Origin of the sequence: Hanstruepera marina, from assembly GCF_019880635.1 — a bacterium.
Classification (GTDB): Bacteria; Bacteroidota; Bacteroidia; order Flavobacteriales; family Flavobacteriaceae; genus Hanstruepera; species Hanstruepera marina.
In genome coordinates this window covers 56,104-81,791 of the sequence record NZ_JAINVX010000003.1, presented here as the reverse complement: position 1 = coordinate 81,791, position 25,688 = coordinate 56,104, and the positions used below count along the sequence as shown (strand labels likewise).

Here is a 25,688-nt window from a genome sequence, read left to right as displayed (position 1 = left end):
ATTTTTTTAAAAGTAATAAAAAATGCTTTAAATGAAATTTTAGCGTTATATTTGATTAGATATAACGATTGAATATGATTTCCGTTGAACAAGCACTAGATATCGTAAAAAACGCTAGTAAAACAACCCTTAATTCAGAGACAGTTAATATCAATAATGCTTTGAATTTTGTGTTGGCTTCAGATATCTTCTCTCCCATCAGTATGCCTCCATTCAGACAATCTGCTATGGATGGCTACGCGCTCAATTTACATGATGACTTAAAGTATTATGTTAAAGGTGAAATTAAAACTGGCGATAATCTGAATACGCATCTAAAACCTGGTGAAGCCGTCAGAATATTTACCGGAGCTCCTGTTCCTGATTCTGCCAATGCAATTATTATGCAAGAAAAAACAACGGTTAAAAATGCTATATTAGTATTATCTGAACCTATTAAACCCAACGCAAATATCAGGCCTTTAGGCGAACAGGTTTTTAAAGACGATTTAGCTCTAAAAAAAGGAGCCAAGTTGGTGCCTGCTGCAATTGCATACTTAACCTCATTAGGTATTACAGAAGTTACTATTTACAAAAAACCAACGGTTGCCATAGTGGTTACAGGAAATGAATTAGCCGAAGCTGGTAAACCCTTGCGCTATGGGCAGATTTACGAAAGTAATGCCATTATGCTAAAATCTGCTTTAGAAAAAGCTGACTATAAGGATGTAACAATTAGTAAGGTTGAAGATAATTATAATAGTACTCTACTATTATTAAGCGAAGTCATTAATAAAAGTGATGTGGTTTTGATTTCTGGAGGAATTTCTGTCGGTGATTATGATTTTGTTGGGAAAGCACTCAACGAAATCGGTGTTAATGAACTTTTTTACAAGGTGAAACAAAAGCCAGGCAAACCTTTATTTTTTGGTAAAAAAGACGAAAAACTAATTTTTGCACTACCTGGAAATCCAGCTGCTGCTTTAAGTTGCTTCTATATTTATGTGCTTACTGCTTTAGAATACTTTAGAGGAAACACAAACTTTTCATTGCCTAGAGTCCAGGCGCAATCAAACTCGAACTTCGTTAAAAAAGGAGATCGCGCCCAATTTTTAAAAGCCATATACTATAATGGAAAGGTGACTATTTTAGAAGGACAAAATTCTTCTATGCTTCATACATTTGCTTTAGCCAATGCACTAGTTTATTTACATAAAGATTTATTACATATAAAAAAAGGCGATCTTGTTGAAACCATACTATTACCAATACAATAAAGATTATGGATTATAAAATTAAAAGTAGAATTTGGATTGAAGCGGATGGCAAAATATTATTAGGTGAAGGCCGAATAAGTTTACTAAAAGCTATAGATGAAACGGGTTCGCTTTCAAAAGCGGCAAAATTAATTGGTATGTCCTACAAAAAAGCATGGTCGTTGATAGATGCAGTTAATAAGCGTGCAGAAATGCCAGTAACAACATCTAGTATTGGCGGTAAAGGTGGTGGTGGCGCAGAGCTCACTGAATACGGAAAATCTCTAGTAGAAACTTTTGAAACCATAAATAAAAATTGTTGGGCTTTTTTGGACAATCAAATAAAACAATCCAAACTTAAATGATTTTAGAAATTGAGCATATTTGGCCATTCCTACTAATGCTTCCAATAGTTGCCTTTTTGTATGCAAGTGTTGGGCATGGTGGTGCCAGCGGTTATTTAGCCCTAATGGCTATTTTTTCGTTTGCTCCTGAAACCATGAAGCCAACAGCTCTGCTACTTAACTTATTTGTTTCAGGTATAGCATTTTATCATTACAGTAAAGCTGGATTTTTTAATAAAAAGTTGTTTTTGTCTTTTGCCATTGCTTCAATTCCATTGGCTTTTATAGGCGGTATGATTGAAATTGAAGCCACTATTTACAAAAGAATTTTAGCCGTATTGCTAATTTTTGCCATTTTAAAAACGCTGAACGTATTTGGAAAAGAAAGCGAACAGATAAAACACGTAAAGCTTTGGCAAGGATTAATTATTGGTGGAATAATTGGTTTTTTCTCTGGGTTGATTGGTATTGGCGGTGGCATTATACTTACTCCATTAATCTTATTATTACATTGGGGAAACATGAAAGAAGCGGCTGCAGTTTCGGCGTTGTTCATTTGGGTAAATTCAGCAGCTGGATTAATTGGACAAGTAACAAGTGGTGTTGAAATTTCATCACAAGCATTTATATTAGTGGCTATCGCATTATTTGGTGGTTTTTTTGGTAGCTATTATGGCAGTAAAAAGTTTAATAACAAAGCATTAAGACAACTACTGGCAACCGTATTGATAATAGCAGCAATTAAATTGTTTTTTGCTTAATGAATCACAATAACATAACTGGAATATTATTAGCTGGAGGCAAAAGTTCAAGAATGGGCACAGATAAAGGCATGATAAATTTTAATGGCAAAACCTTTGTCCAACATATTATCGATGCCATGCAACCATTAGTTAGCGATGTATTCATTGTTAGCGACAATAAAGAATATGACAAACTAGGCTATTTAAGGGTAGACGATAGCATAAAAAACTCAGGTCCATTAGCTGGATTATATGCTGGCTTAAAGTACACTAAAACTGATTATAATTTAGTTTTAAGTTGTGATATTCCACTTATTGATACTGAAATTTTAAAGGTCTTGACGCGTTCAGATTACACCAATTACGATGTCGTACAAATACAAAGTGGAGAGAAAACCATGCCCTTAATAGCCTTATACCATAAACGCTGTGCGAATAAATGTTTAGAGTTAATACAAAATGATGAAAGGCGACTTCGTAAAGCTGTCAATCAATTACATACAAAATCAATTGTAATTGATTTCCTTTGGAAGGAAAGGATAAAAAATATAAATACTAAAGAAGATTTAAAAGATATAAACTATGCGATTAAACATTAAATATTTTGGACTAATTGCAGAACTCACCTCTTGCAGTGAAGAGCAATTAGAATTTGAAGGAACGAAAGTAGAGGAAGTTATTGAATTATTAAATACCAAATACCCTGATTTGAAATCTAAAGATTTTCAAGTGGCACAAAATCGTGAAATTGTTTCATTAAAATCACCTGTAACAGGTGGCGACATAGCATTGTTACCACCCTTTTCTGGAGGCTAAAAATGGAGAGATATAGCAGACATATCATTTTATCAGAAGTAGGCCAAGTAGGTCAAGACAAACTTAATGCTGCGAAAGTACTTGTTATTGGTGCAGGTGGTTTGGGCTGCCCAGTACTTCAATATTTAGTAGCAGTAGGAATAGGAACCGTTGGAATAGTTGATTTTGACACTGTTAATATATCAAATCTTCAAAGACAAGTATTATATGGAAACTCTACACTCGGAGAAAATAAAGCTATAGCAGCAAAATCCAGTTTATCCGATTTAAACCCAACCATAACAATTAATGCGTATACTGACAAACTAGACACCAATAACGCTATAGAGCTTTTTGATAAATATGATATTATTGTTGATGGTACTGATAATTTTGCAACACGTTATCTTATTAACGATGCAGCTATTTTAAACAATAAACCTAGTGTTTATGGTGCCATTTACAAATTTGAAGGACAAGTATCCGTTTTTAATTACAATAATGGACCAAGTTATCGCTGTCTGTTCCCTACTCCACCAAAAGAAGGTTCTATCGCTAATTGTTCCGAAGTTGGCGTGCTAGGTGTGTTACCAGGCATTATAGGGACCATGATGGCCAATGAAGTCATAAAAATGGTATTGAATTTTGACGGTGTGCTTTCAGGAGAGCTATTATGCTATAATTCACGTAACACTGAAATTTCAAAATTAACAATAACAAAAAAACAAGAGGAATTCAACAAGATAATGGCAAATCCTGATTTACTTCATTTAAAAGTTGACCAAGCATGTCATTTTACAATTAATGAAATAACTTCAGAGAAATTATCACAATTAGAAAACGTTCAATTAATCGATGTCAGAGAACCTCACGAGCAACCTAAACTAGATATGAATAAAAGTATTCGAATTCCGTTAAGCACATTTGAAAACAATTTGAATTTAATTGATAACTCGAAAACTATAATTATTTATTGTCAATCTGGAATACGCAGTAAAAAAGCTGTTGAAATATTGTTAAATCTAGGTTTTACCAATTGTTACAGCCTTAAAGGTGGCGTTATGAGTTTAATTGAAAAACAATCGATATGAAAGATAAAAAAATAAAAAACGTATTTAAAGAAGGTGCTATTTCTTCAGAATTTATTGGAGAATCTATCGCGAAGCACCAATCAAAAATAAGTATTGGTGCACATAACATTTTTTTAGGTCAAGTTCGTGCAGATGAAATTGATGGCAAAGCGGTTTCAGCAATAGAGTACACAGCTTACGAAGATATGGCAAATGAAAAATTCCATGAAATCAGAGAAGCTACTTTTGAAAAATTCAATTTAACCTGTATGCATATTTATCACAGTTTAGGCACTGTAAAAGTAGGTGAAATTTGCTTGTTTGTGTTTGTGTCTTCTCCTAGACGAAAAGAAGTGTTTAAAGCTTTAGAATATGTAGTAGAAGAAATTAAAGTAAAAGCTCCTGTATTCGGAAAAGAAATCTTTGAGGACCAATCACATCAATGGAAAGTAAATTCATAAATCAGAAATCAAAAATAAATGGTCGACATCACACATAAAATAAATACCTTAAGAATAGCTACAGCACTAGCTGTGGTCAAAGTCAGTAAACCCGAAACCATTCAGGCTATTGAGAATGACACTGTACCCAAAGGCAATGTATTTGCCATGAGTAAGGCTGCAGGGTTATTAGGCGTTAAAAAAACACCAGATATTTTACCCGATTGTCACCCTTTACCTATTGAATATGCGGGCATTGAGTATGAAATTAATGAACTTGAAATAACCGTTACCTGTACTATAAAAACCATTTACAAAACTGGTGTTGAAGTTGAAGCCATGCATGGTGCTTCGGTGGTAGCTTTGAATATGTACGATATGCTTAAACCCATAGATAAAGGTGTTGAAATTCATCATATAAAACTACTTAATAAGAAAGGTGGGAAATCTGATTTTAAGGATCGTTTGAGAGAAAAACTTACCGCTGCCGTTATTGTTTGTTCTGATACCATTTCAAAAGGTCAAAAAGAAGATAAAGCCGGTAAAGCTATTATTGAAAAGTTAGAAACTTGTCATGTTAGCGTATCAGACTATATTATTATTCCTGATGAAAAAGACACGATTCAAGAAAAAGTTAAACAATATGAAAGCCAAAGTATTAATCTCATCATATTCACTGGTGGAACAGGCTTATCAGGAAGAGATGTAACGCCAGAAGCACTAGAAGGATTAATAGAGCGTAAAATCCCAGGCATTGAGGAAGCCATAAGAAGTTACGGGCAAGACAGAACCCCTTATTCTATGTTATCTAGAAGCGTTGCAGGAACAATTAACAACACATTGGTATTGGCGTTACCTGGATCTACAAATGGTGCCAAAGAATCTATGGATGCCATATTTCCTGCGGTATTACATGTTTTTGGAATTCTAAAAGGTGCAAGACACAACTAATGAATACAAACAACAACATATTACAGGATAGCTTTGGTAGGCAGCATACTTACTTAAGGGTTTCGTTAACGGAGCTCTGTAATTTACGATGTACATATTGTATGCCCGCTGAAGGTATTCAATTGTCTCCGAGAAGTCATATCATGAGTTACGACGAAGTCTATGAAATTGCCAAAACGTTTGTAGATCATGGTGTAACAAAAATTCGGTTAACAGGTGGAGAACCTTTGGTTAGACGCGATGCAGATATCATTCTTAAAAAACTATCCACATTGCCTGTTGAGTTGTCTATAACTTCAAATGCTGTAATTATTGACCGTTTTATTGATATACTAAAGTCATGTAACATTAAGAACATCAACGTGAGTTTAGATTCTCTCAATGCCGAAAAATTTAAAACCATTACACGACGAAACGATTTTGAAAAAGTCTATAGTAATATTATGCTTTTGATTAAAGAAAGTTTTAATGTTAAACTAAATGCTGTTTTAATTAAAGGATTCAATGATAATGAAATTATTGATTTCATTAAACTCACTAAAGAACTACCGATTTCTGTTCGATTCATTGAGTTTATGCCTTTTGACGGTAATAAATGGGACAAAGCCAAAATGGTATCTTATGCAGAAATTATGGAGATAGTCTATACAAATTTCAACGAAAAAGAAATTATACGAATACAAGATGCACCAAACGATACGTCTAAAAATTATATCATTAAAGATTACAAAGGGTCGTTTGCCATTATCAGTTCAGTGACTAATCCGTTTTGTGATAGTTGTAATCGTATTCGTTTAACAGCAAACGGACGCTTGAAAAACTGCCTATTCTCTTCTTCAGAATCTGATTTATTAACCCCATTACGGGAAGGAAAACCTATTGAACCTATTATTAAAAAAGCCATTCAATCGAAATTTAAAATGCGAGGTGGTATGGATACACAAGAAAAATTAGAGCAACCTGATTTGCATGGCAACAATAGGAGTATGATAACTATTGGTGGTTAGCTTTATATAAGGAGTTGTAATCTTCTAAAGTATCTAAATCTGCCATATAATCTTTGGCATCTATTGCAATAACGTTATCACGGTTTTGTTTAATGATGGATTTAGCTCCTCGATCACCGTCCAGATCTATTAAATGCTTAAAATAATGTCTATCAAATAAGGCAGGAACACCTAGCCTCTTGCTTTCATAAGCAGAAGCAATAATCTGCTTTTTACCTTTACTAAACGTTTCAATAACTGTTGTATAATGCAAAACAGGTATTAATGGTTGATCGGCTAAAGCAATCATAACACCTTCACAGTCATTACATAGTTTTTGAATAGCACTCAAACCAGTTGAAATAGAAGAACCCATGCCTTTATTGTAGTCCGCATTATATACTATATCAATACTATGATGTTTAATTTTTGACTCTATCATGCCATAATTTGATCCTAGTACAACAATTATTTTCCCTTGTGGAATCTGTGAAAGCGTTTTAATAATGTCATCTAATAAAAAAGATGTTCCCCAAGGTAATAACTGTTTAGGTTGTCCCATTCTAGACGAACGACCTGCTGCTAAAATAAGAGTGGCAATATTTGACATAAATCAAGCTAATCTAAACAATTTAAGAATGAATTCCGTCCTGCTTTACTTTAAGCGGTATAGGCGTTTGATTTCGTACTTCAGACAAAATTTCTGAAATTATAGAAATAGCAATTTCTTGAGGGGTTTCTGCTCCAATATTTAATCCGGCTGGACCATGAATACGTTCTACAAATTTGTCATCAATATTTGGGCAATATTCCAGTAAATCAGATAGTAATTTTTCCCTGCGCTTTTTAGGTCCTAATAAACCTATATAACTTGGTTGGCTGTCCTTTAACTCTATCAAATACTTTAAATCGTTAGCGTAATTATGAGACATGATTACAACAGCGGTTTCGTCATCAATTGAATTAAACTCTAAAGCATCTGGTGAAACGGAGTAAAATGCCGTAGCACCAGGAAAGTCAGAAATTGTTTTAGATTCTAATGGTCCGGAAACCACAGTTACTTCCCAACCATTAAAATTGGCTAATTGACATAGTGCTACCGCATCATGCTCTGCACCAAAGATCATCAACTTAAAGCAAGGTGGTAGTATCTCTGAAAATATAGAACGTGATTGTTCAGCAACTACAAAATTAGATAGTTTGTTAATGCCATTTTCAAACTTTATAATACTACCAATACCTGCGAATATGCCTTGTTGTTTTTTGTAATAGGATTTTATACTAAACGGTTTTCTGCTTTTTAAATGCGAATTCAAAGTTTCCAAACAATCTAAATCAGGTTGAAATAGCTCAATTAAAATATACAAGACTCCTTCACATCCTAGACGATATCTGCCGTCATAAGTCATCATTTTTGCTTTACCTGTTTTAAAAACAGATTGTGCTTCACGTTTAATGTCTTTTTCTACACAGCCACCACTTACAGCTCCAATAATTTTACCGTTTTCAAGGATAAGCATACGTACACCTGGTTTTCTATATGATGAACCATCTAATGCTACTACTGTAGCTAAAACGGACCTTAACCCAGACTTATTTGCACGTTTATAAGCTTCAACTATTTGTTTAAATTCAAAAGTCATAATGAAAATGCTATTAAGCTTTTAAGGCTTCTGGCTTAAAATATTTCATAAATGGTTGCTTATAAAGTCTTTGACCTGTAGCAGCATATATCGCATTAGCAACTGCTGCACCAACTGGAGGCAATGTAGGTTCACCTAATCCTGTAGGAGCAATATCACTCTTAACAAAATGCACATCCACATATGGTGTTTGGTTCATTCTAATCAGCTGATAGGAATTAAAATTACTGGATTGCGGTACCCCATCTTTAAAAGTTAATTCGCCATACATCATATGGCCTAACCCATCAATAACACCTCCTACCACCTGATTTTGTGCCCCAAGTGGATTAACTACTACGCCACAATCTACAGCAACCGTGACCTTTTTAACAACAGGATATCCATTTTCCATTTTAATATCTGCAACTTCAGCCACATGTGTGTTATGGCAATAATAAACCGCAAAACCTTGATAAATATCTTCAGGAGTTTTTCCCCAATTTGATTTATCAACTGCAAGGTCAATTACGCCTTCTAGTCGTTCAGGACTGTATTGAATGCGCTCATCTGTAGTTCCTTTTACATTTTGCAATAAATCTTTATGTAATTGAATTCGATCAATTTTAAGTTCTTCAGCTAATTCATCAAAAAAACTTTGCTCAGCACTAGCTAAGAAATTGGTAATTGGTGCGCGCCAAGCTCCAGCCGTTATATTACTATTCACTTGAGCAATATCATATTTATAATTCTCAATAGCTCCAGCTGGAAAGAAATTCGACATTTGAGGCCAACTATTTCCATTAATACAAGCTTCTTTTAAATGATAACCAGTCACCTTATTATCTTTTATAGATGCAGAAAATTTGTATTTTGTTGGTGGACGATAAATGCCTGTTGTCATATCGTCTTCTCGCGACGAAATCACCTTTACAGGTTTTCTAATAGCATCTGAAATTTCAGCTGCTTCATATACAAAATCGCCATATAAACGTCTTCCAAAACCACCTCCCATTCGTGTCATTTCTAAATAAATATCCTCTTTATTACGATCTAATAATTTTGAAACTGTGTCAGCAGAACCTTCGGGCGTTTGAATTGGACCAACTAAATGAATTTTATCATCTGTTACGTTGGCAAAGAAATTCATAGGCTCTAAACAATTATGAGGCAAAAATGTTGATTCGTAAGTCCGCTCAAGAATATTGTCTGCATTAGAAAAGGCTTGTTTTACATCACCATCTTCTCGAAGCGTATTGAAATCTCCACTATCTATAACTTTTGCTAATTCTTGACTATGATATTCTGAACTTTCAAGCGGACTCGTATTCTTCCAAATGGCTTTTATAGCTTTTTTTCCTTTAAATGCCGACCAAGTAGAGTTGGCAATAACAACAACTTTATCACTAGATCCAATGTTTACTGACCAATGAAGATCTTCTTTTTTTAACAATTCTCTTACCTTTTCTCCAATGGTAACTACATCAATTACACCCTCAATAGTTCTTGCCGCAGAATCGTCAAACGATTCTAATTCTTGGCCAAAAGCAGGTGGTCGCAACACACAGGCATACACCATACCCTCTTCCTTATAATCCAAACCAAATAATGGTTTTCCAGTTATAATCTCATCAATATCAACATTGTTCTTACCTTGACCAATAATATTAAAATCTTTAGGGTCTTTTAAGGTTACCTTTTCTGGAACTTCTAAAGTAGCAGCCTCATTAACAACATCACCATAACCCAAAGTTTCTCCACTAACTTTATTGGTAATCAATCCTTGCTTGGCCGAACAATCTGTAGCATCTACACCCCATTTTGTAGCCGCCGCATTAATCAGCATTTGTTTAGCAGTAGCTCCTGTTTGTCTTAATGGCTCCCAAGCCAGACTAATAGACCGACTACCTCCAGCCATTTGTCTTTTAAAATTTTTAGTATCTAACGGCGCTTGTTGTACATAAACATCTTCCCATGGTATATCTAATTCTTCAGCTACAAGCATAGGCATGGACGTTTTTACCCCTTGTCCTATTTCTGGGTTTGGTGAAAATATGGTTACTTTCCCTTCTGGAGATATTTTTATGTAGGCATTAAAATCATTATAATTTAACTGACTTAAGTCTATTAATTCTTTAGGCGGTACAACGTCATCTTTACACGCGGTAAATAAATTAAATCCAATGAGCATACCACCACTGGCAAGAGCAGACGTTCGTATGAACGCTCTTCTACTAAACTGTATTTGGTTTGATTTTTTCATTTGGATGTAATTTATTTAATTTTACTAGCCGCTACTTCAATAGCCTTTTCTATACTGTTGTAAGAGGCACATCTACACAAATTATCTTTCATAGCACTTCTAATTTCAGATTTATTTGGATTCGGATTATTTTCTAAAAATGCTGAAGCTGTCATAATTTGTCCTGCTTGACAATAACCACATTGTGGTACATCTATTTCTTTCCATGCAGCTTGAACAGGATGATTCCCGTTTTCTGAAAGCCCTTCGATTGTGACTATTTCAGAACCTTGTAAACGTGAAACTGTCGTTACACAACTTCGAGTTGCAACACCATCGATATGAACCGTACAAGCTCCACATTGTGCGATACCACATCCAAATTTCGTTCCTACAAGATCTATATGATCACGTAATACCCAAAGCAATGGCGTATCGGATTCTACTTCAACGGTATGAAGTTTACCGTTAACTTTAAGGTTATAAGTTGGCATAAAATATGAGTTTAATTAGTAAGAAATTCAACATTTGATTTGGAATCTCTTCAAGATACAAAAATTATAAACCCAATATTTTTTTTAACGAATAATTATAATTAGCAAGTTCTATATTAGCTCCTTTTTGTATTTACCTTTACTCTTTCTTATCCTTACAGCCACTACTTTATATTCTGGGCACATAGCTTCAGAATCATGAACATCACCCGTAATATTATTAATCATTATATCTGGAAAGTGGAATGTGGTACTCAATATACCTTGCTTTACTTCATCAGTAATTCTAGCTTTTACATCTACCTTACCTCTAGGCGATTCTAAACACACAAAATCACCTTCATTAATTAAATGTGTCTTGGCATCTTCAGGGTGAATCATCAAATAATCATCTTGTAGAATTTGTTCATTGGCTGTTCTACGCGTCATAGCACCACAGTTATAATGTTCTAACTCACGATTGGTAGTCAAAATATAAGGATAATCTTTAGCATGTTCTTTCAGCTCAACAGTTTCTTCCCATGGGTTAAATTCAAACTTCCCTAAACCTCTTTTAAATTCGGTTTTATGCAAAATTTGTGTGTCTTTTCCATCTGGTGAAACAGGCCATTGCAAACCGTTAATACCAAGTCTATCCCATTTTATACCAGCAAAAAATGGAACAATTTTAGATATTTCCTCCAACATACCATCTGGAGTATAATCAGGTTGCTTATAACCCATTCTATTCATGATATCGACAATTATCTGCCCATCTGGTTTAGAACCCTCAATAGGCTTAACAACTTGTCTAACTGCTTGTACACGTCGTTCTCCGTTAGTGAATGTCCCTGATTTCTCTAAAAACGAAGCTCCAGGTAAAATCACATCAGCATATTTTGCCGTTTCTGTCATAAACAGCTCTTGCACAATCACTAAATCTGTAGATTGCAAGGCTTTAATTACTTTTTGAGTGTTAGGGTCGGTTTGTACAACATCTTCACCTATAATCCAAATAGCTTTTAATTTTCCATCTAGCGCAGCATCAAACATTTCTGGAATTTTATAACCAATGTGTTTTGGAACGTCTACACCATAGAATGCATTATATTTTTTGTTGACCTCATCATTGGTAACATCTAAATAACCTGCACCTTGATGCGGCTGTACTCCCATATCTGCAGATCCCTGGACATTATTTTGACCACGAAGAGGATTTACTCCCACTCCTCGCCTACCAATGTTTCCAGTCATAAGTGCTAAATCTGCTATTTGCATGACTGTAAAGGTGCCTTGAGAATGTTCAGTAACCCCTAATCCGTGAAATGACATAGCGTTTGGTGCTGAAGCATAAGCAATAGCTGCTGCTCTAACTTCTTCCCGAGTAACTCCAGAAACGGCTTCAATTTTATCTAAATCAATGGATAGTAATTCTTTTTTAAAATCTTCAAAACCTTCTGTTCTACTTTCGATAAAATTAGTATCAACAAGATTTTCTGTTATGATATAGTACATCATCATGTTTAAAACCGCTACGTTTGTTCCTGGTCTTAATGCTATATGATAATCTGCATATCTAGCTAATTCGGTTCGTCTTGGATCTAAAACAATGGTAACATTATCCGATTTCATGGCAAACTGTTTCAGTTTAGCTCCTGTTACTGGGTGGGCATCTGTCGGGTTTGCTCCAATTACCATAATGCAATTGGTGTCTTTTAAATCATCAATAGAATTTGTTGCTGCTCCAGTACCAAACGTACGTTGCATACCTAATGCCGTTGGTGAATGACACACTCTAGCACAACCATCAATATTATTAGTATTAATAACAGCACGGAAAAACTTCTGCATCAAATAATTTTCTTCATTAGTGCAGCGTGATGACGAAATTCCGGCCATGGAATCTGGTCCAAATTCTTCTTTGAAACCGGTTAGTTTTTCAGCTATGTAATCGTAAACTTCATTCCAAGACACTTTTTCAAACTCACCATTGCGCTTGATCATTGGAGAATTTAAGCGTTCTGGGTGATCATAAAACTTAAAGGCATAACGCCCTTTTAAACAGGTATGTCCTTGATTGACTTCAGCGTCATAAGGTGCTTGAATACTTAATATTTCACCATTATGGGTAGAAACTTCAAGATTACAACCTACCCCACAATAGGTACAAATCGTTCTTGTTTTTTCAGTGGCTTGAATGGCTTTGGATTGAAACACATCGGATATTGCAGATGTAGGACACGCCTGTGAACACGCACCACAACTCACACAGTCTGAATCCATAAACGAATCGTCAAAGCCTTTAATAATTTTTGAATCGAAACCACGCCCAGACATGCTTAAAACAAATTCACCCTGAACTTCGTCACAAGCACGAACACAGCGATAACAATTAATACATTTTGACAAATCTGATGTCATGTAAGGGTGACTTAAATCTTTTGATCTATCTAAATGGTTATCCCCTTCTGGATAGCGTACTTCTCGAATTCCAACTTGAGCTGCAACAGTTTGCAATTCACAATTCCCATTAACCTCACATGTCAAGCAATCCAATGGATGATCGGTTAATACCAATTCCACTATATTTTTTCGCAATGCTTTTACAGACTCCGTACTGGTATAAATGTATTGACCTTCGATGACTGGCGAATGACATGACGCCATTGTTTTAACCGGACCATTTTCTTCTAAAGCTACCTCTACACTACAAACCCTACAAGAACCAAAAGGATCTAGATTAGGAGCATCACACAAGGTTGGAACAATATGTTTTTCCTTATAACGACGAATAAACGACAGCATCGTTTCACCTTCAACAATTTCAAATTCCTGATTATCTATATAGGCTGTTTTACTCATAATTGTCTAATTAAAATACGGTTTTAATTCATCATCAAAATATTGCATGGCATTACGTACTGGTAACGGAATCCCACCACCGTGAGCGCATAGAGAACCTTCTTCTAAAGTCGTTAATAAGTCAGTAAATAGTTTTCTATCTATTTTATAATCTGAATTTAATGCTTTTTCAGATAACTCATGTCCTCGTTTTGTCCCTAATCGGCAAGGGAAACATTTTCCACAACTTTCATACGCTGCAAAATCGAATAAATGCTCAATAAATTTCATGATTGGGTAATCTTCAGGTACCGAAACAACTGAAGCATGACCCAATAAAAATCCTTCATTTGAAAAGGATTCAAAATCGAGCGTTAAATCGTCTATTTTTGATACGGGTACTAAACCTCCTAATGGCCCTCCTATTTGTAAGGCTTTGACATCTTGCTTGAAACCTCCACCTAATTCGTTAACAACAACTGATAGTGGTGTTCCCATTTCTACTTCGTACATACCAGGATTATTAAAGAAACTATCTAGCGATACTAATTTTGTTCCTGAAGATCGTTCGGTACCGATGTTTTTCCATGCTTGACCACCATTAGAAATAATGTAATGCAGAGCTGCTAGAGTTTCCACATTATTAACTGTTGTTGGCTTGTTGAACAAACCTTTTTGTGCTGGAAAAGGTGGTCTAACACGTACTTCAGGACGTTGACCTTCAATTGAATTTATTAAAGCTGTTTCCTCTCCACAGATATAAGAGCCTTGCGCTTGTATAATTTTAAACTGAAAGTTAAAACCACTTCCATTAATATCTTCTCCAATAAGTCCCATATCTTGAATATCATCAATTGCTTTTTGAACAATTTCAACAGCTTCAGGATATTCTGCTCTAATATAAAGGATGCCATAGTTAGCATGTGCTACATATCCAGAAATAAGCATACCGAACAATACAGCATGCGGCTGATGCTCTAACAAATAACGATCTGAATAGGCTCCTGGATCACCTTCATCCGCATTACAAATAATGAACTTGGTCTTGTTTTCAACATTTCTGCAAAACTGCAATTTCATTCCCATAGGAAATCCTGCACCACCACGACCACGCACATTAGAAGTTTTTATTTCCTGCAACACATCAGCAGAATCTTTTTTAAGTGCCTCTAAAAATGGCTGATAGTAATCTTTAATATTAGTGAATGGCTTGGTTAATATTTGTTTTCCATTTGCTTTAACATTATAGTTATCCTGATTTAAGTTTGAGTCAGAATCAATGATATGCTCCAAATTATTCAAAGCTTCACCAGAATAATTTTTTCCATTATAATGAAATGCTGAATTTTCATGACAACGTCCTAAACAAGTCATGTGTCCTATTTCATCAGTTTCAAAATGATTTTTTAGTGAATCAATAACTTTTTCTTGAGTGCCAGCACATACACAAGCTGTACCGTTACAGACATAAGCCTTCTTGCCTTTATTTTCTGGTTTTAAGAAATCATAAAAACTAGCGGTTCCAAAAGCATTAGCTTTACCTATAAGAAAGTCATCAGCCAATTTGGCCATAGCCTCTTCACTTGGCGCACCTTCGGGTTTGGCTAAATTGCCCAACTTATCAAACAGGCTTTCATTAACACCTTTTCTTCCTAATAGTTCACTTAAATTATCTGACATATTTTTTTAACTCGCTTTAGTTTTTGTTGTACTATTTTTAGTGCGTTCGGGATGTGAATAACAAGTTGCACGTTCATCTCTACAAAATGCAAATAAGGTTATACCCAACTCCTTGGCATAATCTACAGCCAAAGATGAAGGCGCTGATACTGCTGCTAAAAACGGAATTCGGGCTTTAAAACACTTAATAATGATTTCATACGAAATACGACCACTCACGGTCATGATTTTGGCTTCTTGCAACTGATTGGAATTTATTAATTTCCCAACAACTTTATCCACAGCATTATGCCTACCGATATCTTCCATAGAACACAACAAATGTCCATTTATGGTAAATGCAGCTGCTGCATGGGTGCCACCAGACTTATTAAACGCATGTTGTTTAACCTTCATCTTGTCAAAAAGCTGATGTATTATGGAGATATCTATCTTTTTATTGTCGTCGATGGTTTTACCAATAAACGCCAAATCATTTAATTCGGTTTTGCCGCAAATTCCACACGAAGACACCGACAACAAACTCCTACTATTAGCATATCCATCACCTAATTTATCTTCGGGTATGTCTAAATTAACTATGGTGACTACACCATTATCATTTTCCTTTTTTAATATTAATTCAGGACTATAAGCTAAATCAGTAATTAAATCTTCGGAGTGCAATAAGCCTCTCACTAAACTAGCATCGTCTCCTGGTGTGCGCATAGAAACTGTAAAAGGCTTATTGTTGATGTCAATTTGCAAAGCTTCTTCAACAGTAAGACTATCAACCGTCTTATCTATAGAAGCTTTATCAAACTTTTTGCCTTCGTATTTACGCGTCGCCATGGGTTTATTACTTAACCTTTCAATTAATATATAAAGTTAACGAAAAAGACTTCATGATTATGTTAAAGCCTTTTTGAAATTAGGATTTAGAACAATCCTGAAATATTACCATCGTTATCAATACTAATTTTCTCTGATGCTGGATGAGCAGGAAGTCCAGGCATACGCATCATATCACCTGTTATAGGAATTAAAAATCCAGCACCTCTTGCTATTTCAATCTCTCTAACTGTAATGGTAAAACCTTTTGGTCGTCCTAAAAGCTTGGGGTCATCAGAAAGTGATTTCTGGGTTTTTGCCATACAAATTGGTAAGTTTTCAAGACCTAAATTAGCTATGGTTCTTAAATTTCGTTTGGCTAAAGCAGCATACTCAACATCATCAGCTCCATAAACTTTTGTGGCAATGGTTTTAATTTTATCTTCCACAGACATATCCCAATTATACAATGGCTTAAATTGAGAAGAACCTTCTTCAACAATATCAACAACATGTTGTGCCAAATCTAATGCGCCTTTTCCCCCTTTAGCCCAAACTTCGGCAACAGCCACTCTAATTCCCTGTGATTTAGCAAACTCCTGAATAATAGCTACTTCAGCGTCTGTGTCTGACACAAATTTGTTTATGGCTACAACAGGCGTAATTCCAAATTGTTTAACATTTTCAATATGCTTTTCAAGGTTTGGTAAACCCTTTTTTAATGCTTCTACATTTTCTTCAGTGAGATTTTTTAAATCAGCTCCACCATGATATTTAAGCGCTCGAATTGTTGCAGTTAAAACTACCGCTTTTGGCGACAACCCTGCACTTTGACATTTAATATCTAAAAACTTTTCAGCACCTAAATCAGCACCAAATCCAGCTTCAGTAACTGTGTAGTCTGAAAGTGACATTCCCATTCTAGTAGCTATAACCGAATTGGTACCTTGAGCAATATTGGCAAACGGTCCACCGTGAATAATAGCAGGATTGCCTTCAATAGTCTGCACCAAGTTTGGCTTAATGGCTTCTTTTAAAAGTGCAGCCATAGCACCTTGAACCTTGAGGTCTTTACAATAAATGGGTTCACGATCTTTAGTGTAACCAATGAATATATTTCCCAATCGTTCCTTTAAATTTTCTAAATCATCTGAAAGACACAAAATCGCCATAATTTCAGATGCAGCCGTAATATCAAATCCAGTCTCTCTAGGCACACCAGAGGTTGTTCCTCCTAACCCAATAACGATATTACGCAACGAACGATCATTCATATCCATAACTCGTTTCCAAGTAACAGTTCTTGGATCTAAACCAACGGAATTTGTTTTACTCTGAATATTATTATCTATAACAGCAGACAATAAGTTATGTGCCTTTTCTATAGCCGAAAAATCGCCTGTAAAATGTAAATTAATATCTTCCATAGGAAGCACTTGAGAATAACCGCCTCCTGTGGCTCCTCCTTTAATACCAAAAACTGGCCCTAAAGATGGTTCTCTTAATACAACTGTAGTTTGTTTACCTGATTGATTTAAACCTTCAGAAAGACCAATAGACATGGTTGTCTTACCTTCTCCTGCAGGAGTTGGAGAAATTGCAGTTACCAAAACAAGGTTGCTTTGTTTTACTTTTTCCTCATTAATGATTGATTGTGGTAATTTGGCCTTATACTTTCCATACATGTCAATATCATCAACATTTAAGCCCAACTTTTCTGCAATTTTACTAATATGTTCTAGTTGAATGTCTTTAGCTATTTCTTGATCTGTCATTGGTTTAATAGTTAGTTATGTTAATTTAAAAACAGAATGAAATATACTGCTTTTTATTCTATTGATAAAATCAATTTCATTATGAATTGGCAAAGAACTGCAAGGCTCGTTTTTCATTATAATAATGTTTGCCAAACAAATGAAAACCTACATGACCACCATGCTTTGGCATTTCTAAAAATAAATTATCGTTACTTTTTGCCTCCTTAACAGGATAACATTCAGGTGATAAAAAAGAATCGTTTAAGGCATTTATGATTAACGTTTTTGTTTTAATCATTGGTAAAAATTGAAGACTACTGGATTGCTTATAATAATCGAAAGCATCAATAAAACCATGTGCTTTTGAGGTATAGACATGGTCAAAATCTATTAAAGTTTTAATTGACTTTATGTCTTCAATATTCAGTATATCAGCGTGTTGCTTTTGTTTTATTTTTAACCTACCAACTAGATGCGCTTTAAATCTGTCATGATACGGTTTATTTTTCAAGGTATGCAGTTCTTTACACGAGCCGTGTAAATCACAGGGTACAGAAACAGCAATTCCGGCTTTAACTTCATTTGGAACGTTGTCTCGCTCTCCCAAATATTTTAATACCATATTACCTCCTAGGCTAAACCCTTTTAAATAAATTTCTGAATACGACCGAGTTTCTAAAATATGATTGATAATAGCATCCAAATCTTCAGTCGCTCCAGAATGATACGATCTATACTTTAAATTATCTTCTCCGCTACAACCTCTAAAATTCACGCAAACAGCATCAAAACCATTTTTATTGAATAGTTTGGCAGTTCCTGTCATATATGGCCTTTGGGCATTGCCTTCCAATCCGTGAAGTACTATAATTAATTTGGTTGTTTTCTCGGCTGAAAAACTCCAATCCAAATCTAAAAAATCATCATCAGGAAGCGTTATACGTTCACGTTCTTGTACAACACCATTCACACGTCTTATTAATCCTGAATAGACAGTAGAAACAAAACCGTTTCGAAAAAACACAGGTGCTTTATAGTCTGATTGAACTATCGGCATATTTAAACTTCTAGTGGTGTAAATTGAAATGCATTACCATCAAACAATCCTTTATCACTCAATTTCAAGGAAGGAATAACCAATAAGGCCATAAAGCTCAAGGTCATATACGGTGCTTTTAGAGTACTTCCCAATTGTTTTGCCATACGGTCTAATTCTGCATATTGCTTTCCTATAGTTTCAGCATCTTGATCACTCATAATGCCTGCTACAGGCAATGGGACAATTTTTTTATCAGAATCAGAAACCGCACAAATACCGCCTTTGTTTTCAATTATAAGATTTACAGCTTTGCATATAGATTCATCTGAAACACCAACAGCTATTATGTTATGTGAATCATGACCAACCGAACTGGCAATGGCTCCCGCTTTTAAACCAAAATTCTTGATAAAGGCTAATGCTTGAGGTTCGTTGTTATAACGGTTTACAACTGACATTTTTAAAACGTCCTTATCTATATTGGATACTAAATTACCGCTTTCAATTGTAGCAACTTCTATCAATTCATTAGTAATCAATTGGCCTTCTAAAGCTTCAATGACACGAATTTTTTCAGCAGAAGATTCAATTCTGAAATCTGAAACTTGCTTTTTGTTCGTATTGAAATTATTAAGAATCTCAAAAGGGGTTGACGGTATTTTGGATTCACCCTCATCAAAAACCAATTCACCATTAATATAGGTTTGTAGCGTTTTAAAGCTCTTTAAATCTTCAACCACAATACAATCTGCTTGATCTCCAACTTTTAGAAGACCGACGTCTAGATTATAATGCTTTATTGGATTCACACAAGCTACTTGAAGCACTTTAAAAACATTAATACCTTTGGCAACAGCTCTAGCGCATAATTGATTAATATGCCCTAACAATAAATCGTCTGGATGTTTGTCATCACTGCAAAACATCATGTTCTCATAATATTCTGGCAATAAATTTATGAGTGCTTCAAAATTCTTGGCAGCACTACCCTCCCGAATCAAGACTTTCATGCCCTTTTGAAGTTTTTCTAAACCCTCATTATAGGTAAAGCATTCATGATCGGTTGAAATACCTGCTGAAATATATTTGGTTAAATCGTCTCCCAAAACTCCAGGCGCATGCCCATCAACTGGTTTATTGTAATACTTTGCCCATTCTATCTTTTTTAATACTTCGGCATCGTTATAAATCACACCAGGATAGTTCATCATTTCGGCTAGATACTTAATCTCTGGATTTGCCATTAATTCCTTAATCCCTTCAGAATCAATCACAGCTCCAGCCGATTCAAAACTAGTTGCAGGCACACATGAAGGTGCGCCAAAATTAAATTTAAAAGGTGTTTGCTTACCGTTTTCAATCATAAACTCAACACCTTCAACTCCCAAAACATTAGCTATTTCGTGAGGATCTGAAACCGTTGCAACCGTACCATGTTTAACGGCTATTCTAGCAAACTCACTAGGCACCAACATAGAGCTCTCAATATGAATGTGGGCATCTATAAAACCAGGTAGAATATATGATTTTACATCGTGCTGACGTTCTACAATTTTAGAAATATTACCATTAGCAATAGTAATCTCTCCAGAGTATATTCTGCGATTAGGAATATCAACTATTTGACCTAATATTTTCAAAAGCTATTCTTCAAAACGTTCCAATCCTTTAATCAACCAATCATAATATTCATCTGCATCAGGTGTGTAAGCTGTTGTATGATTTAACAATTCCATATCATGGTTAAGAAGGACATAATATGGTTGTGAGTTATTTTTAAAATTTAAGGTTTGTAAGGTTGCCCATTTGTCACCAATAGTTTTTATACTTTTTAAAGTTCCATTGGCTTTTTTGAATTTAAACTGTTCGTCTTCTGGCAAAAACTTTCTATCATCAACATATAATGAAATGATTACAAAATCTTCATTTAAAACATCATATACTTTATCTTGACTCCAAACCTGTTCTTCCATTTTTCGACAATTAACGCAAGCCCAACCGGTAAAATCCAACATAATAGGTTTGTTTTCTGCTTTTGCTGCCTCTAAACCTGATTCTAAATCTTTATAACAGTTTAACGCCAAAGGACATTCCGATTCCTTTTCATAGAGACTATAGAACATTGGTGGTGGGAAACCACTTAGCAATTCTAAATTAGCATATTTAGTGTTTGTTAAACCAGGTAATAAATACACCACAAAGGCAAAAACCAAAACTATAAAACTCCATTTACTAAAGCTAATTTTTTGAAAAGGACCATCGTGTGGGAATCTAATTTTACCCAATAAATATAATAATAAGCCAATTCCTATAATAATCCAGAGGCCTATAAATACTTCACGCTTTAATAATCCCCAATGCTCAACCAAATCAGCATTAGAAAGGAATTTCAAGGCCAATGCCAATTCTATAAATCCTAAAACAACTTTCACGGTATTTAACCACCCTCCAGATTTTGGTAAAGAATTTAGCCATTTAGGAAACATGGCAAATAACGTAAATGGCAATGCCAAGGCTAATCCAAATCCACTCATGCCAAGTGTTAATTGCGTTGCGCCTCCATCACTAGACAGTGAACTTCCCAAAAGTGTTCCTAGTATTGGACCTGTGCACGAAAACGACACAATTGCCAAAGTTAAAGCCATAAAAAAGACACCAATCCAACCTCCAATTTTATTGGCTTTAGAGTCTAATGCATTACTCCAAGATGCTGGTAAGGTTAACTCGTAATAGCCAAAGAACGAAAATGCAAAAGCAATAAAAATAACAAAGAAAATAATGTTTAGTGTCACATTTGTAGAAACGTTATTTAGAATTTCTGGATCTAAAGAGTCTAAAACATGAAATGGCAAGCTCAATAAAAAGTAAATTAGAAAAATAAAGAATCCATAAAGCATGGCATTTGCCAATCCTTTTTTACCATCGCCAGAGCTTTTTGTGAAAAATGAAACTGTAAGTGGAATCATTGGAAATACACAAGGTGTTAACAAGGCAATTAAGCCTCCTAAAAATCCTAATAGGAATATCATGAAGTTACTTTTCTCCTTAACTTCTTCGGCTTCAAAATTATCCCAACCTGTTACATTTAAATTCAAGGCTTCAGAAAACGCCTGACTTTTCTCATCAACATTAACATCTGCTTTTAAGCTACTTGAACTACCATCAATAGGCGTGTAAAATGTTACTGTATTTGGAGGCAAACATCGAGTTTCATCACAAACCATAAAGAAAACTTCAGCAGGAATGGTTTTTAAACTCGCATCAGTTAATTTGATTTTTTGAACAAAACGCGCTTCATTAGAAAAGTACTTGATGTTCATATCGAACACTGGATCAAATACAGCTTTAGTTTCTGGCTCGGTTGTTTTTCCAATTACAGTATATCCAACTTTTTCGTTAAAACTAAATGCGGTTGCAATGGGTCCATCATCGCTTTCCAAATACTGTGAATACAAGTGCCAGCCAGGTTCGATGGTCGCAATATACTCCACCTCATATTCGTCTTCAGATAATTTCTTGGCTTTTGACGTCCATGTTACAGGTTCAAATATTTGCGATTCTTTATTCGAAGTCTTTGGGGCACTGTTAGGCAATTGAATATTAAAAATCTGACTATCAAAAATACACTGTTTGTCATCACAGGCTTGAAAATCAACTTCACTAGTAATAGTCGACAAACTTGGATTTAAAACCTCAATCTTTTGAGTAAACGTAGCCGAATAATCAAAAAAGGTTAAGTCCATTTCAAAAACCTTATCAAACTTGGTAATACTCTCACTTTCTTCTGCCTCACCAACGAGCTTAAAATCTTTTCCTAAAACATCTTCATTGTATGTAAACTCTGTTGGAATTGCGCCACCTTTTGGTAAGTGCTGTGAATATAGATGCCAATGGTCATCAATAATAGCACTGTAAATTATATTGTATTCGGTATCGGAAATTTTTTCAGATTCAGCAGTCCATTTTACAGGCTGCAGCTGTGCTGAAAGTGTGTTGAAAAATAAAAAAGCGACACATAAGGTAATTAAATGCTTCATTGGGTTAGTTCTATTTTTAATATCGAATTTGTATTATTAGTTAGTTTAAACCTGTTATCCATACGGCTATTGAGAATCCAAATAATTTCTTCTTTATTTGAAACTAACAGTAAAGCCTCTTCTTTTTCGGGCAACGACCATTTTTCATCCTTGAAAAACTTACTCAATTTCTTTTTTCCTGTCATTCCAAAAGGGTAAAAATAGTCGCCTTTTTTCCATTTTCTTACTGATAACGGATATTTTAACAAATCTTTATCAACAAAAATTGTCGAACTATTGGCAGAGCCAACAACTTCTACTTCTTGTAGCGTTAATTTACCCAAGCTTGTTAAAACAGAAGTCTCGTTTTTAATAACCTCAATAGGTTGAAAAGACTCATTAGCCGTGATAGATGTCACTATTAAATGTTGTCTATCCTTAATTAATCGATATGACTCTGATTTTACAAATTTGCCAGATTGCGCATCGAGTAAACTATAGACATCTTCCCATTCAGTAAAGCCAAAATCTTTAAGAAGCTCATACAGATAAGCATTCGGTTCTGAAAAGGTTTTAATTTTTTTAATATCCAGAAAAATATTATCGCCATCAACCGTAATCACCTTCTTTTGAAACCTTAACATGGCATCTTCAAGTATTGTTTTTGAACTATGAAGATAGTTTTGGGTTTTATTAAAATTTTGAAGCAATTTGGGGTTTAATTCCTTTAAAACGGGAATGACATCGTGTCGTAATTTATTACGCAAATATTTAGTTGAAGCATTACTGCTGTCCTCTCGCCATTCTATTTTATGTTGTTGTGCATATTGCAAAATATCGTCTTGTGAAAATGGCAATAAAGGCCTAACAATGTTATTATTTTGTTCAGGAATTCCTATTAATCCATCCAAACCAGTTCCTCGTGATAAATTAATTAAAAATGTCTCTAGATTATCATCGGCATGATGAGCTGTTAGAATATAGTCAAAATGCAATTGTTCTGCTAAATCTGCAAACCACTTATAACGCAATTCACGAGCAGCCATTTGAATAGAAAGTTTACTTTGATTAGCATAACTTTCTGTATCAAAACTTTCAACAAAAACTTCTAAATCTAAATCTTCAGCTAAACTCAACACAAATTCCTCATCAGTATCACTTTCAGCTCCTCGCAAGTTAAAGTTACAATGGGCCAAACTGATATTCAACTTCAATTGATGACATAAATGTGCAAGCACCACACTATCCAATCCGCCAGAAATAGCAATAAGCAGTTTGCCTTTTTTTAGAAATGGAAAATTGTTTTCAATATGTTCATTAAAGCGATTAAACATGCTCAAAAATAAACTTAATTCTCTAAAACCTCACGCATAGCTCGGGCTTTAACCAAGCATTCTTCGTATTCCTTATGCGGATCACTTTTAGCCGTAATAGCTCCTCCTACCGAATAACTGACATACTGATTGGTTTCATTATACAAAATACTTCTTATAACTACATTGAAATCAAAATCGCCTTGAGGCGAAAAATACCCCACTGCTCCCGAATATAGCCCACGTTTGGTTTCTTCAAGCTCTTCAATAATTTTCATGGCAGACACTTTGGGCGCACCTGTCATACTACCCATAGGAAACGTGGTTTTTAAAACATCAACAGGATGTATGTCCTTATTAATTTCAGAAGTAATCGTAGAAATCATTTGATGGACTTGTTTAAATGTGTACACTTTGCACAACTCATTTACCTGAACACTTCCTTTTATAGCTGTTCTAGATAAATCGTTTCGCACCAAATCTACAATCATAATGTTTTCTGAACGCTCTTTTTCATCTTGAAACAATAATTCTTTAAGCTTATTATCTTCTTCTAAATTATCCGAACGTTTTGCTGTGCCTTTTATAGGTTGAGATATTATACTATTTCCTGTTTTTTTTAAATACCGTTCTGGTGAAGCTGACAATGCAAATTTATCATCCAGTTTTAAAAAGGTAGCAAAAGGTGGTTTTGAAATAGCATTGAGTTGCATGTAGGTTTCTACAGGATTAATTTCAGTATTGCCAGCATAGAATTCCTGACAAAAATTAGCTTCATAAATATCGCCTCTATGAATATGGGACAGCATAGCATTTAACTTCTCTAGATATTCATCTCTATGTATACGTAACTTTATTTTTACACTATCTGATTTTGATTGTTCTACTAATTCAATATTCGATATTGTTTCAAAATCGAGCTCCATTTCATCTGCAACAACATTTAGATAAGAAAACGTGATTGTATTGTCCTTAATTAAAAAGAGTTTTTGAGGTTGAAAGAAAAATAAATCTGGGAATTTTAACCCGTCAAAATTATTAGACTCCAGATTTTCAATAGCGTTTTTTAAATCGTATGTTAGGTAACCAAAAATCCAATCGTCCGTTGTGGTTTGATAGTCTTTTAACTTATTAAAAGCCTCCATATAATCAGTTTGAATACTTGTAAAGGCATCTACGGCTAAAATAGCATCAAAACTAGAATATTTTTGCTCGTAATGATTAGAGTCCATCCAGACAACCTCCCGAAATTGTTGACTCCATTGCAATACTTGAATCTTGAATGCTTCAAGATTTTCAACTTGATATGTTTGACTTTTTCTCACTAATTA

Annotated in this window: 22 protein-coding genes; 9 read left to right on the top strand and 13 right to left on the bottom strand. The window is 34.7% G+C overall.

Features of this window, described 5'->3' with window-relative positions; translation table 11 throughout:
* Window positions 1-74 precede the first annotated feature (74 nt).
* Genes K7G76_RS10725 through moaA form a run of 9 tightly spaced genes read left to right on the top strand, consistent with a single transcriptional unit; the run spans window position 75 to window position 6,585 of the window.
* A complete protein-coding gene (locus K7G76_RS10725; RefSeq protein ID WP_223034219.1) occupies window positions 75-1,256 on the top strand; it encodes a molybdopterin molybdotransferase MoeA in 1,182 nt (393 codons plus the stop codon).
* Between the two features lie 5 nt (window positions 1,257-1,261).
* On the top strand, window positions 1,262-1,600 hold the full coding sequence (locus tag K7G76_RS10720; protein WP_223034218.1) for a winged helix-turn-helix domain-containing protein: 339 nt from the start codon (window positions 1,262-1,264) through the stop codon (window positions 1,598-1,600).
* Window positions 1,597-2,340 (top strand): sulfite exporter TauE/SafE family protein, encoded by a 744-nt coding sequence (locus tag K7G76_RS10715; protein ID WP_223034217.1) that lies wholly within the window; start codon window positions 1,597-1,599, stop codon window positions 2,338-2,340. The genes K7G76_RS10720 and K7G76_RS10715 overlap by 4 nt, the downstream gene beginning before the upstream one ends.
* Entirely contained in the window at window positions 2,340-2,921 is a 582-nt protein-coding gene (gene mobA / locus K7G76_RS10710; RefSeq protein ID WP_223034216.1) for a molybdenum cofactor guanylyltransferase, read from the top strand. Before K7G76_RS10715 ends, mobA begins: the two co-directional genes overlap by 1 nt.
* Window positions 2,905-3,138 carry a MoaD/ThiS family protein gene (locus tag K7G76_RS10705; RefSeq protein ID WP_223034215.1) on the top strand — a complete coding sequence of 78 codons (234 nt, stop codon included), beginning with the start codon at window positions 2,905-2,907 and terminating at the stop codon, window positions 3,136-3,138. Before mobA ends, K7G76_RS10705 begins: the two co-directional genes overlap by 17 nt.
* 2 nt (window positions 3,139-3,140) lie before the next feature.
* Window positions 3,141-4,208, top strand: a complete 1,068-nt coding sequence (gene moeB, locus K7G76_RS10700; RefSeq protein WP_223034214.1) for a HesA/MoeB/ThiF family protein — start codon at window positions 3,141-3,143, stop codon at window positions 4,206-4,208.
* Window positions 4,205-4,648 (top strand): molybdenum cofactor biosynthesis protein MoaE, encoded by a 444-nt coding sequence (locus tag K7G76_RS10695; RefSeq protein ID WP_223034213.1) that lies wholly within the window; start codon window positions 4,205-4,207, stop codon window positions 4,646-4,648. The genes moeB and K7G76_RS10695 overlap by 4 nt, the downstream gene beginning before the upstream one ends.
* A gap of 18 nt (window positions 4,649-4,666) precedes the next feature.
* The gene (gene moaCB / locus K7G76_RS10690) at window positions 4,667-5,578 is read left to right on the top strand and encodes a bifunctional molybdenum cofactor biosynthesis protein MoaC/MoaB (protein WP_223034212.1); all 912 of its coding nucleotides are present in this window, start codon (window positions 4,667-4,669) and stop codon (window positions 5,576-5,578) included.
* On the top strand, window positions 5,578-6,585 hold the full coding sequence (gene moaA, locus K7G76_RS10685) for a GTP 3',8-cyclase MoaA (RefSeq protein WP_223034211.1): 1,008 nt from the start codon (window positions 5,578-5,580) through the stop codon (window positions 6,583-6,585). The genes moaCB and moaA overlap by 1 nt, the downstream gene beginning before the upstream one ends.
* Here the strand turns inward: moaA and K7G76_RS10680 are convergent.
* The 13 genes from K7G76_RS10680 to pabB all read right to left on the bottom strand — a co-directional run bounded on the left by K7G76_RS10680 (window position 6,572) and on the right by pabB (window position 25,682).
* Window positions 6,572-7,174: a nucleotidyltransferase family protein gene (locus K7G76_RS10680; RefSeq protein ID WP_223034210.1), complete on the bottom strand. Its 603-nt coding sequence runs from the start codon at window positions 7,172-7,174 to the stop codon at window positions 6,572-6,574. The genes moaA and K7G76_RS10680 overlap by 14 nt on opposite strands.
* 22 nt (window positions 7,175-7,196) lie before the next feature.
* Window positions 7,197-8,207 (bottom strand): XdhC family protein, encoded by a 1,011-nt coding sequence (locus K7G76_RS10675; RefSeq protein ID WP_223034209.1) that lies wholly within the window; start codon window positions 8,205-8,207, stop codon window positions 7,197-7,199.
* A 13-nt stretch (window positions 8,208-8,220) separates the two neighbouring features.
* Window positions 8,221-10,449 (bottom strand): xanthine dehydrogenase family protein molybdopterin-binding subunit, encoded by a 2,229-nt coding sequence (locus tag K7G76_RS10670; RefSeq protein WP_223034208.1) that lies wholly within the window; start codon window positions 10,447-10,449, stop codon window positions 8,221-8,223.
* Between the two features lie 11 nt (window positions 10,450-10,460).
* On the bottom strand, window positions 10,461-10,922 hold the full coding sequence (locus K7G76_RS10665) for a (2Fe-2S)-binding protein (RefSeq protein ID WP_223034207.1): 462 nt from the start codon (window positions 10,920-10,922) through the stop codon (window positions 10,461-10,463).
* Window positions 10,923-11,033: 111 nt separating this feature from the next.
* Window positions 11,034-13,763, bottom strand: coding sequence for a formate dehydrogenase subunit alpha (gene fdhF, locus K7G76_RS10660; protein ID WP_223034206.1), 2,730 nt, complete (start codon window positions 13,761-13,763; stop codon window positions 11,034-11,036).
* A 6-nt stretch (window positions 13,764-13,769) separates the two neighbouring features.
* Complete coding sequence (locus K7G76_RS10655) at window positions 13,770-15,422, bottom strand: NADH-ubiquinone oxidoreductase-F iron-sulfur binding region domain-containing protein (RefSeq protein WP_223034205.1); 1,653 nt, start codon at window positions 15,420-15,422, stop codon at window positions 13,770-13,772.
* 6 nt (window positions 15,423-15,428) lie between these two features.
* Complete coding sequence (fdhD, locus tag K7G76_RS10650; protein ID WP_223034204.1) at window positions 15,429-16,253, bottom strand: formate dehydrogenase accessory sulfurtransferase FdhD; 825 nt, start codon at window positions 16,251-16,253, stop codon at window positions 15,429-15,431.
* Window positions 16,254-16,339: 86 nt separating this feature from the next.
* Window positions 16,340-18,007, bottom strand: coding sequence for a formate--tetrahydrofolate ligase (locus tag K7G76_RS10645; protein ID WP_223034203.1), 1,668 nt, complete (start codon window positions 18,005-18,007; stop codon window positions 16,340-16,342).
* Window positions 18,008-18,086: 79 nt separating this feature from the next.
* Window positions 18,087-19,046 (bottom strand): YheT family hydrolase, encoded by a 960-nt coding sequence (locus K7G76_RS10640; RefSeq protein ID WP_223034202.1) that lies wholly within the window; start codon window positions 19,044-19,046, stop codon window positions 18,087-18,089.
* 2 nt (window positions 19,047-19,048) lie between these two features.
* Complete coding sequence (gene ade, locus K7G76_RS10635; protein ID WP_223034201.1) at window positions 19,049-20,668, bottom strand: adenine deaminase; 1,620 nt, start codon at window positions 20,666-20,668, stop codon at window positions 19,049-19,051.
* A gap of 3 nt (window positions 20,669-20,671) precedes the next feature.
* Window positions 20,672-23,065, bottom strand: coding sequence for a protein-disulfide reductase DsbD family protein (locus tag K7G76_RS10630; protein ID WP_223034200.1), 2,394 nt, complete (start codon window positions 23,063-23,065; stop codon window positions 20,672-20,674).
* Window positions 23,062-24,378, bottom strand: a complete 1,317-nt coding sequence (gene tilS / locus K7G76_RS10625; protein ID WP_223034199.1) for a tRNA lysidine(34) synthetase TilS — start codon at window positions 24,376-24,378, stop codon at window positions 23,062-23,064. Before tilS ends, K7G76_RS10630 begins: the two co-directional genes overlap by 4 nt.
* A 14-nt stretch (window positions 24,379-24,392) precedes the next feature.
* A complete protein-coding gene (pabB, locus tag K7G76_RS10620) occupies window positions 24,393-25,682 on the bottom strand; it encodes an aminodeoxychorismate synthase component I (RefSeq protein ID WP_223034198.1) in 1,290 nt (429 codons plus the stop codon).
* Between the last annotated feature and the right edge of the window lie 6 nt (window positions 25,683-25,688).

Excerpts from the sequence above, each read along its gene's own strand:
- K7G76_RS10640 (WP_223034202.1), bottom strand. The coding sequence starts at position 19,046 with ATGCCGATAGTTCAATCAGACTATAAAGCACCTGTGTTTTTTCGAAAC.
- K7G76_RS10720 (WP_223034218.1), top strand. The coding sequence starts at position 1,262 with ATGGATTATAAAATTAAAAGTAGAATTTGGATTGAAGCGGATGGCAAA.
- K7G76_RS10675 (WP_223034209.1), bottom strand. The coding sequence starts at position 8,207 with ATGACTTTTGAATTTAAACAAATAGTTGAAGCTTATAAACGTGCAAAT.
- moaA (WP_223034211.1), top strand. The coding sequence starts at position 5,578 with ATGAATACAAACAACAACATATTACAGGATAGCTTTGGTAGGCAGCAT.
- K7G76_RS10655 (WP_223034205.1), bottom strand. The coding sequence starts at position 15,422 with ATGTCAGATAATTTAAGTGAACTATTAGGAAGAAAAGGTGTTAATGAA.
- K7G76_RS10680 (WP_223034210.1), bottom strand. The coding sequence starts at position 7,174 with ATGTCAAATATTGCCACTCTTATTTTAGCAGCAGGTCGTTCGTCTAGA.
- K7G76_RS10630 (WP_223034200.1), bottom strand. The coding sequence starts at position 23,065 with ATGAAGCATTTAATTACCTTATGTGTCGCTTTTTTATTTTTCAACACA.
- K7G76_RS10665 (WP_223034207.1), bottom strand. The coding sequence starts at position 10,922 with ATGCCAACTTATAACCTTAAAGTTAACGGTAAACTTCATACCGTTGAA.
- tilS (WP_223034199.1), bottom strand. The coding sequence starts at position 24,378 with ATGTTTAATCGCTTTAATGAACATATTGAAAACAATTTTCCATTTCTA.
- K7G76_RS10695 (WP_223034213.1), top strand. The coding sequence starts at position 4,205 with ATGAAAGATAAAAAAATAAAAAACGTATTTAAAGAAGGTGCTATTTCT.
- moaCB (WP_223034212.1), top strand. The coding sequence starts at position 4,667 with ATGGTCGACATCACACATAAAATAAATACCTTAAGAATAGCTACAGCA.
- K7G76_RS10725 (WP_223034219.1), top strand. The coding sequence starts at position 75 with ATGATTTCCGTTGAACAAGCACTAGATATCGTAAAAAACGCTAGTAAA.
- mobA (WP_223034216.1), top strand. The coding sequence starts at position 2,340 with ATGAATCACAATAACATAACTGGAATATTATTAGCTGGAGGCAAAAGT.
- fdhF (WP_223034206.1), bottom strand. The coding sequence starts at position 13,763 with ATGAGTAAAACAGCCTATATAGATAATCAGGAATTTGAAATTGTTGAA.
- fdhD (WP_223034204.1), bottom strand. The coding sequence starts at position 16,253 with ATGGCGACGCGTAAATACGAAGGCAAAAAGTTTGATAAAGCTTCTATA.
- K7G76_RS10715 (WP_223034217.1), top strand. The coding sequence starts at position 1,597 with ATGATTTTAGAAATTGAGCATATTTGGCCATTCCTACTAATGCTTCCA.
- moeB (WP_223034214.1), top strand. The coding sequence starts at position 3,141 with ATGGAGAGATATAGCAGACATATCATTTTATCAGAAGTAGGCCAAGTA.
- K7G76_RS10705 (WP_223034215.1), top strand. The coding sequence starts at position 2,905 with ATGCGATTAAACATTAAATATTTTGGACTAATTGCAGAACTCACCTCT.
- K7G76_RS10670 (WP_223034208.1), bottom strand. The coding sequence starts at position 10,449 with ATGAAAAAATCAAACCAAATACAGTTTAGTAGAAGAGCGTTCATACGA.
- K7G76_RS10645 (WP_223034203.1), bottom strand. The coding sequence starts at position 18,007 with ATGACAGATCAAGAAATAGCTAAAGACATTCAACTAGAACATATTAGT.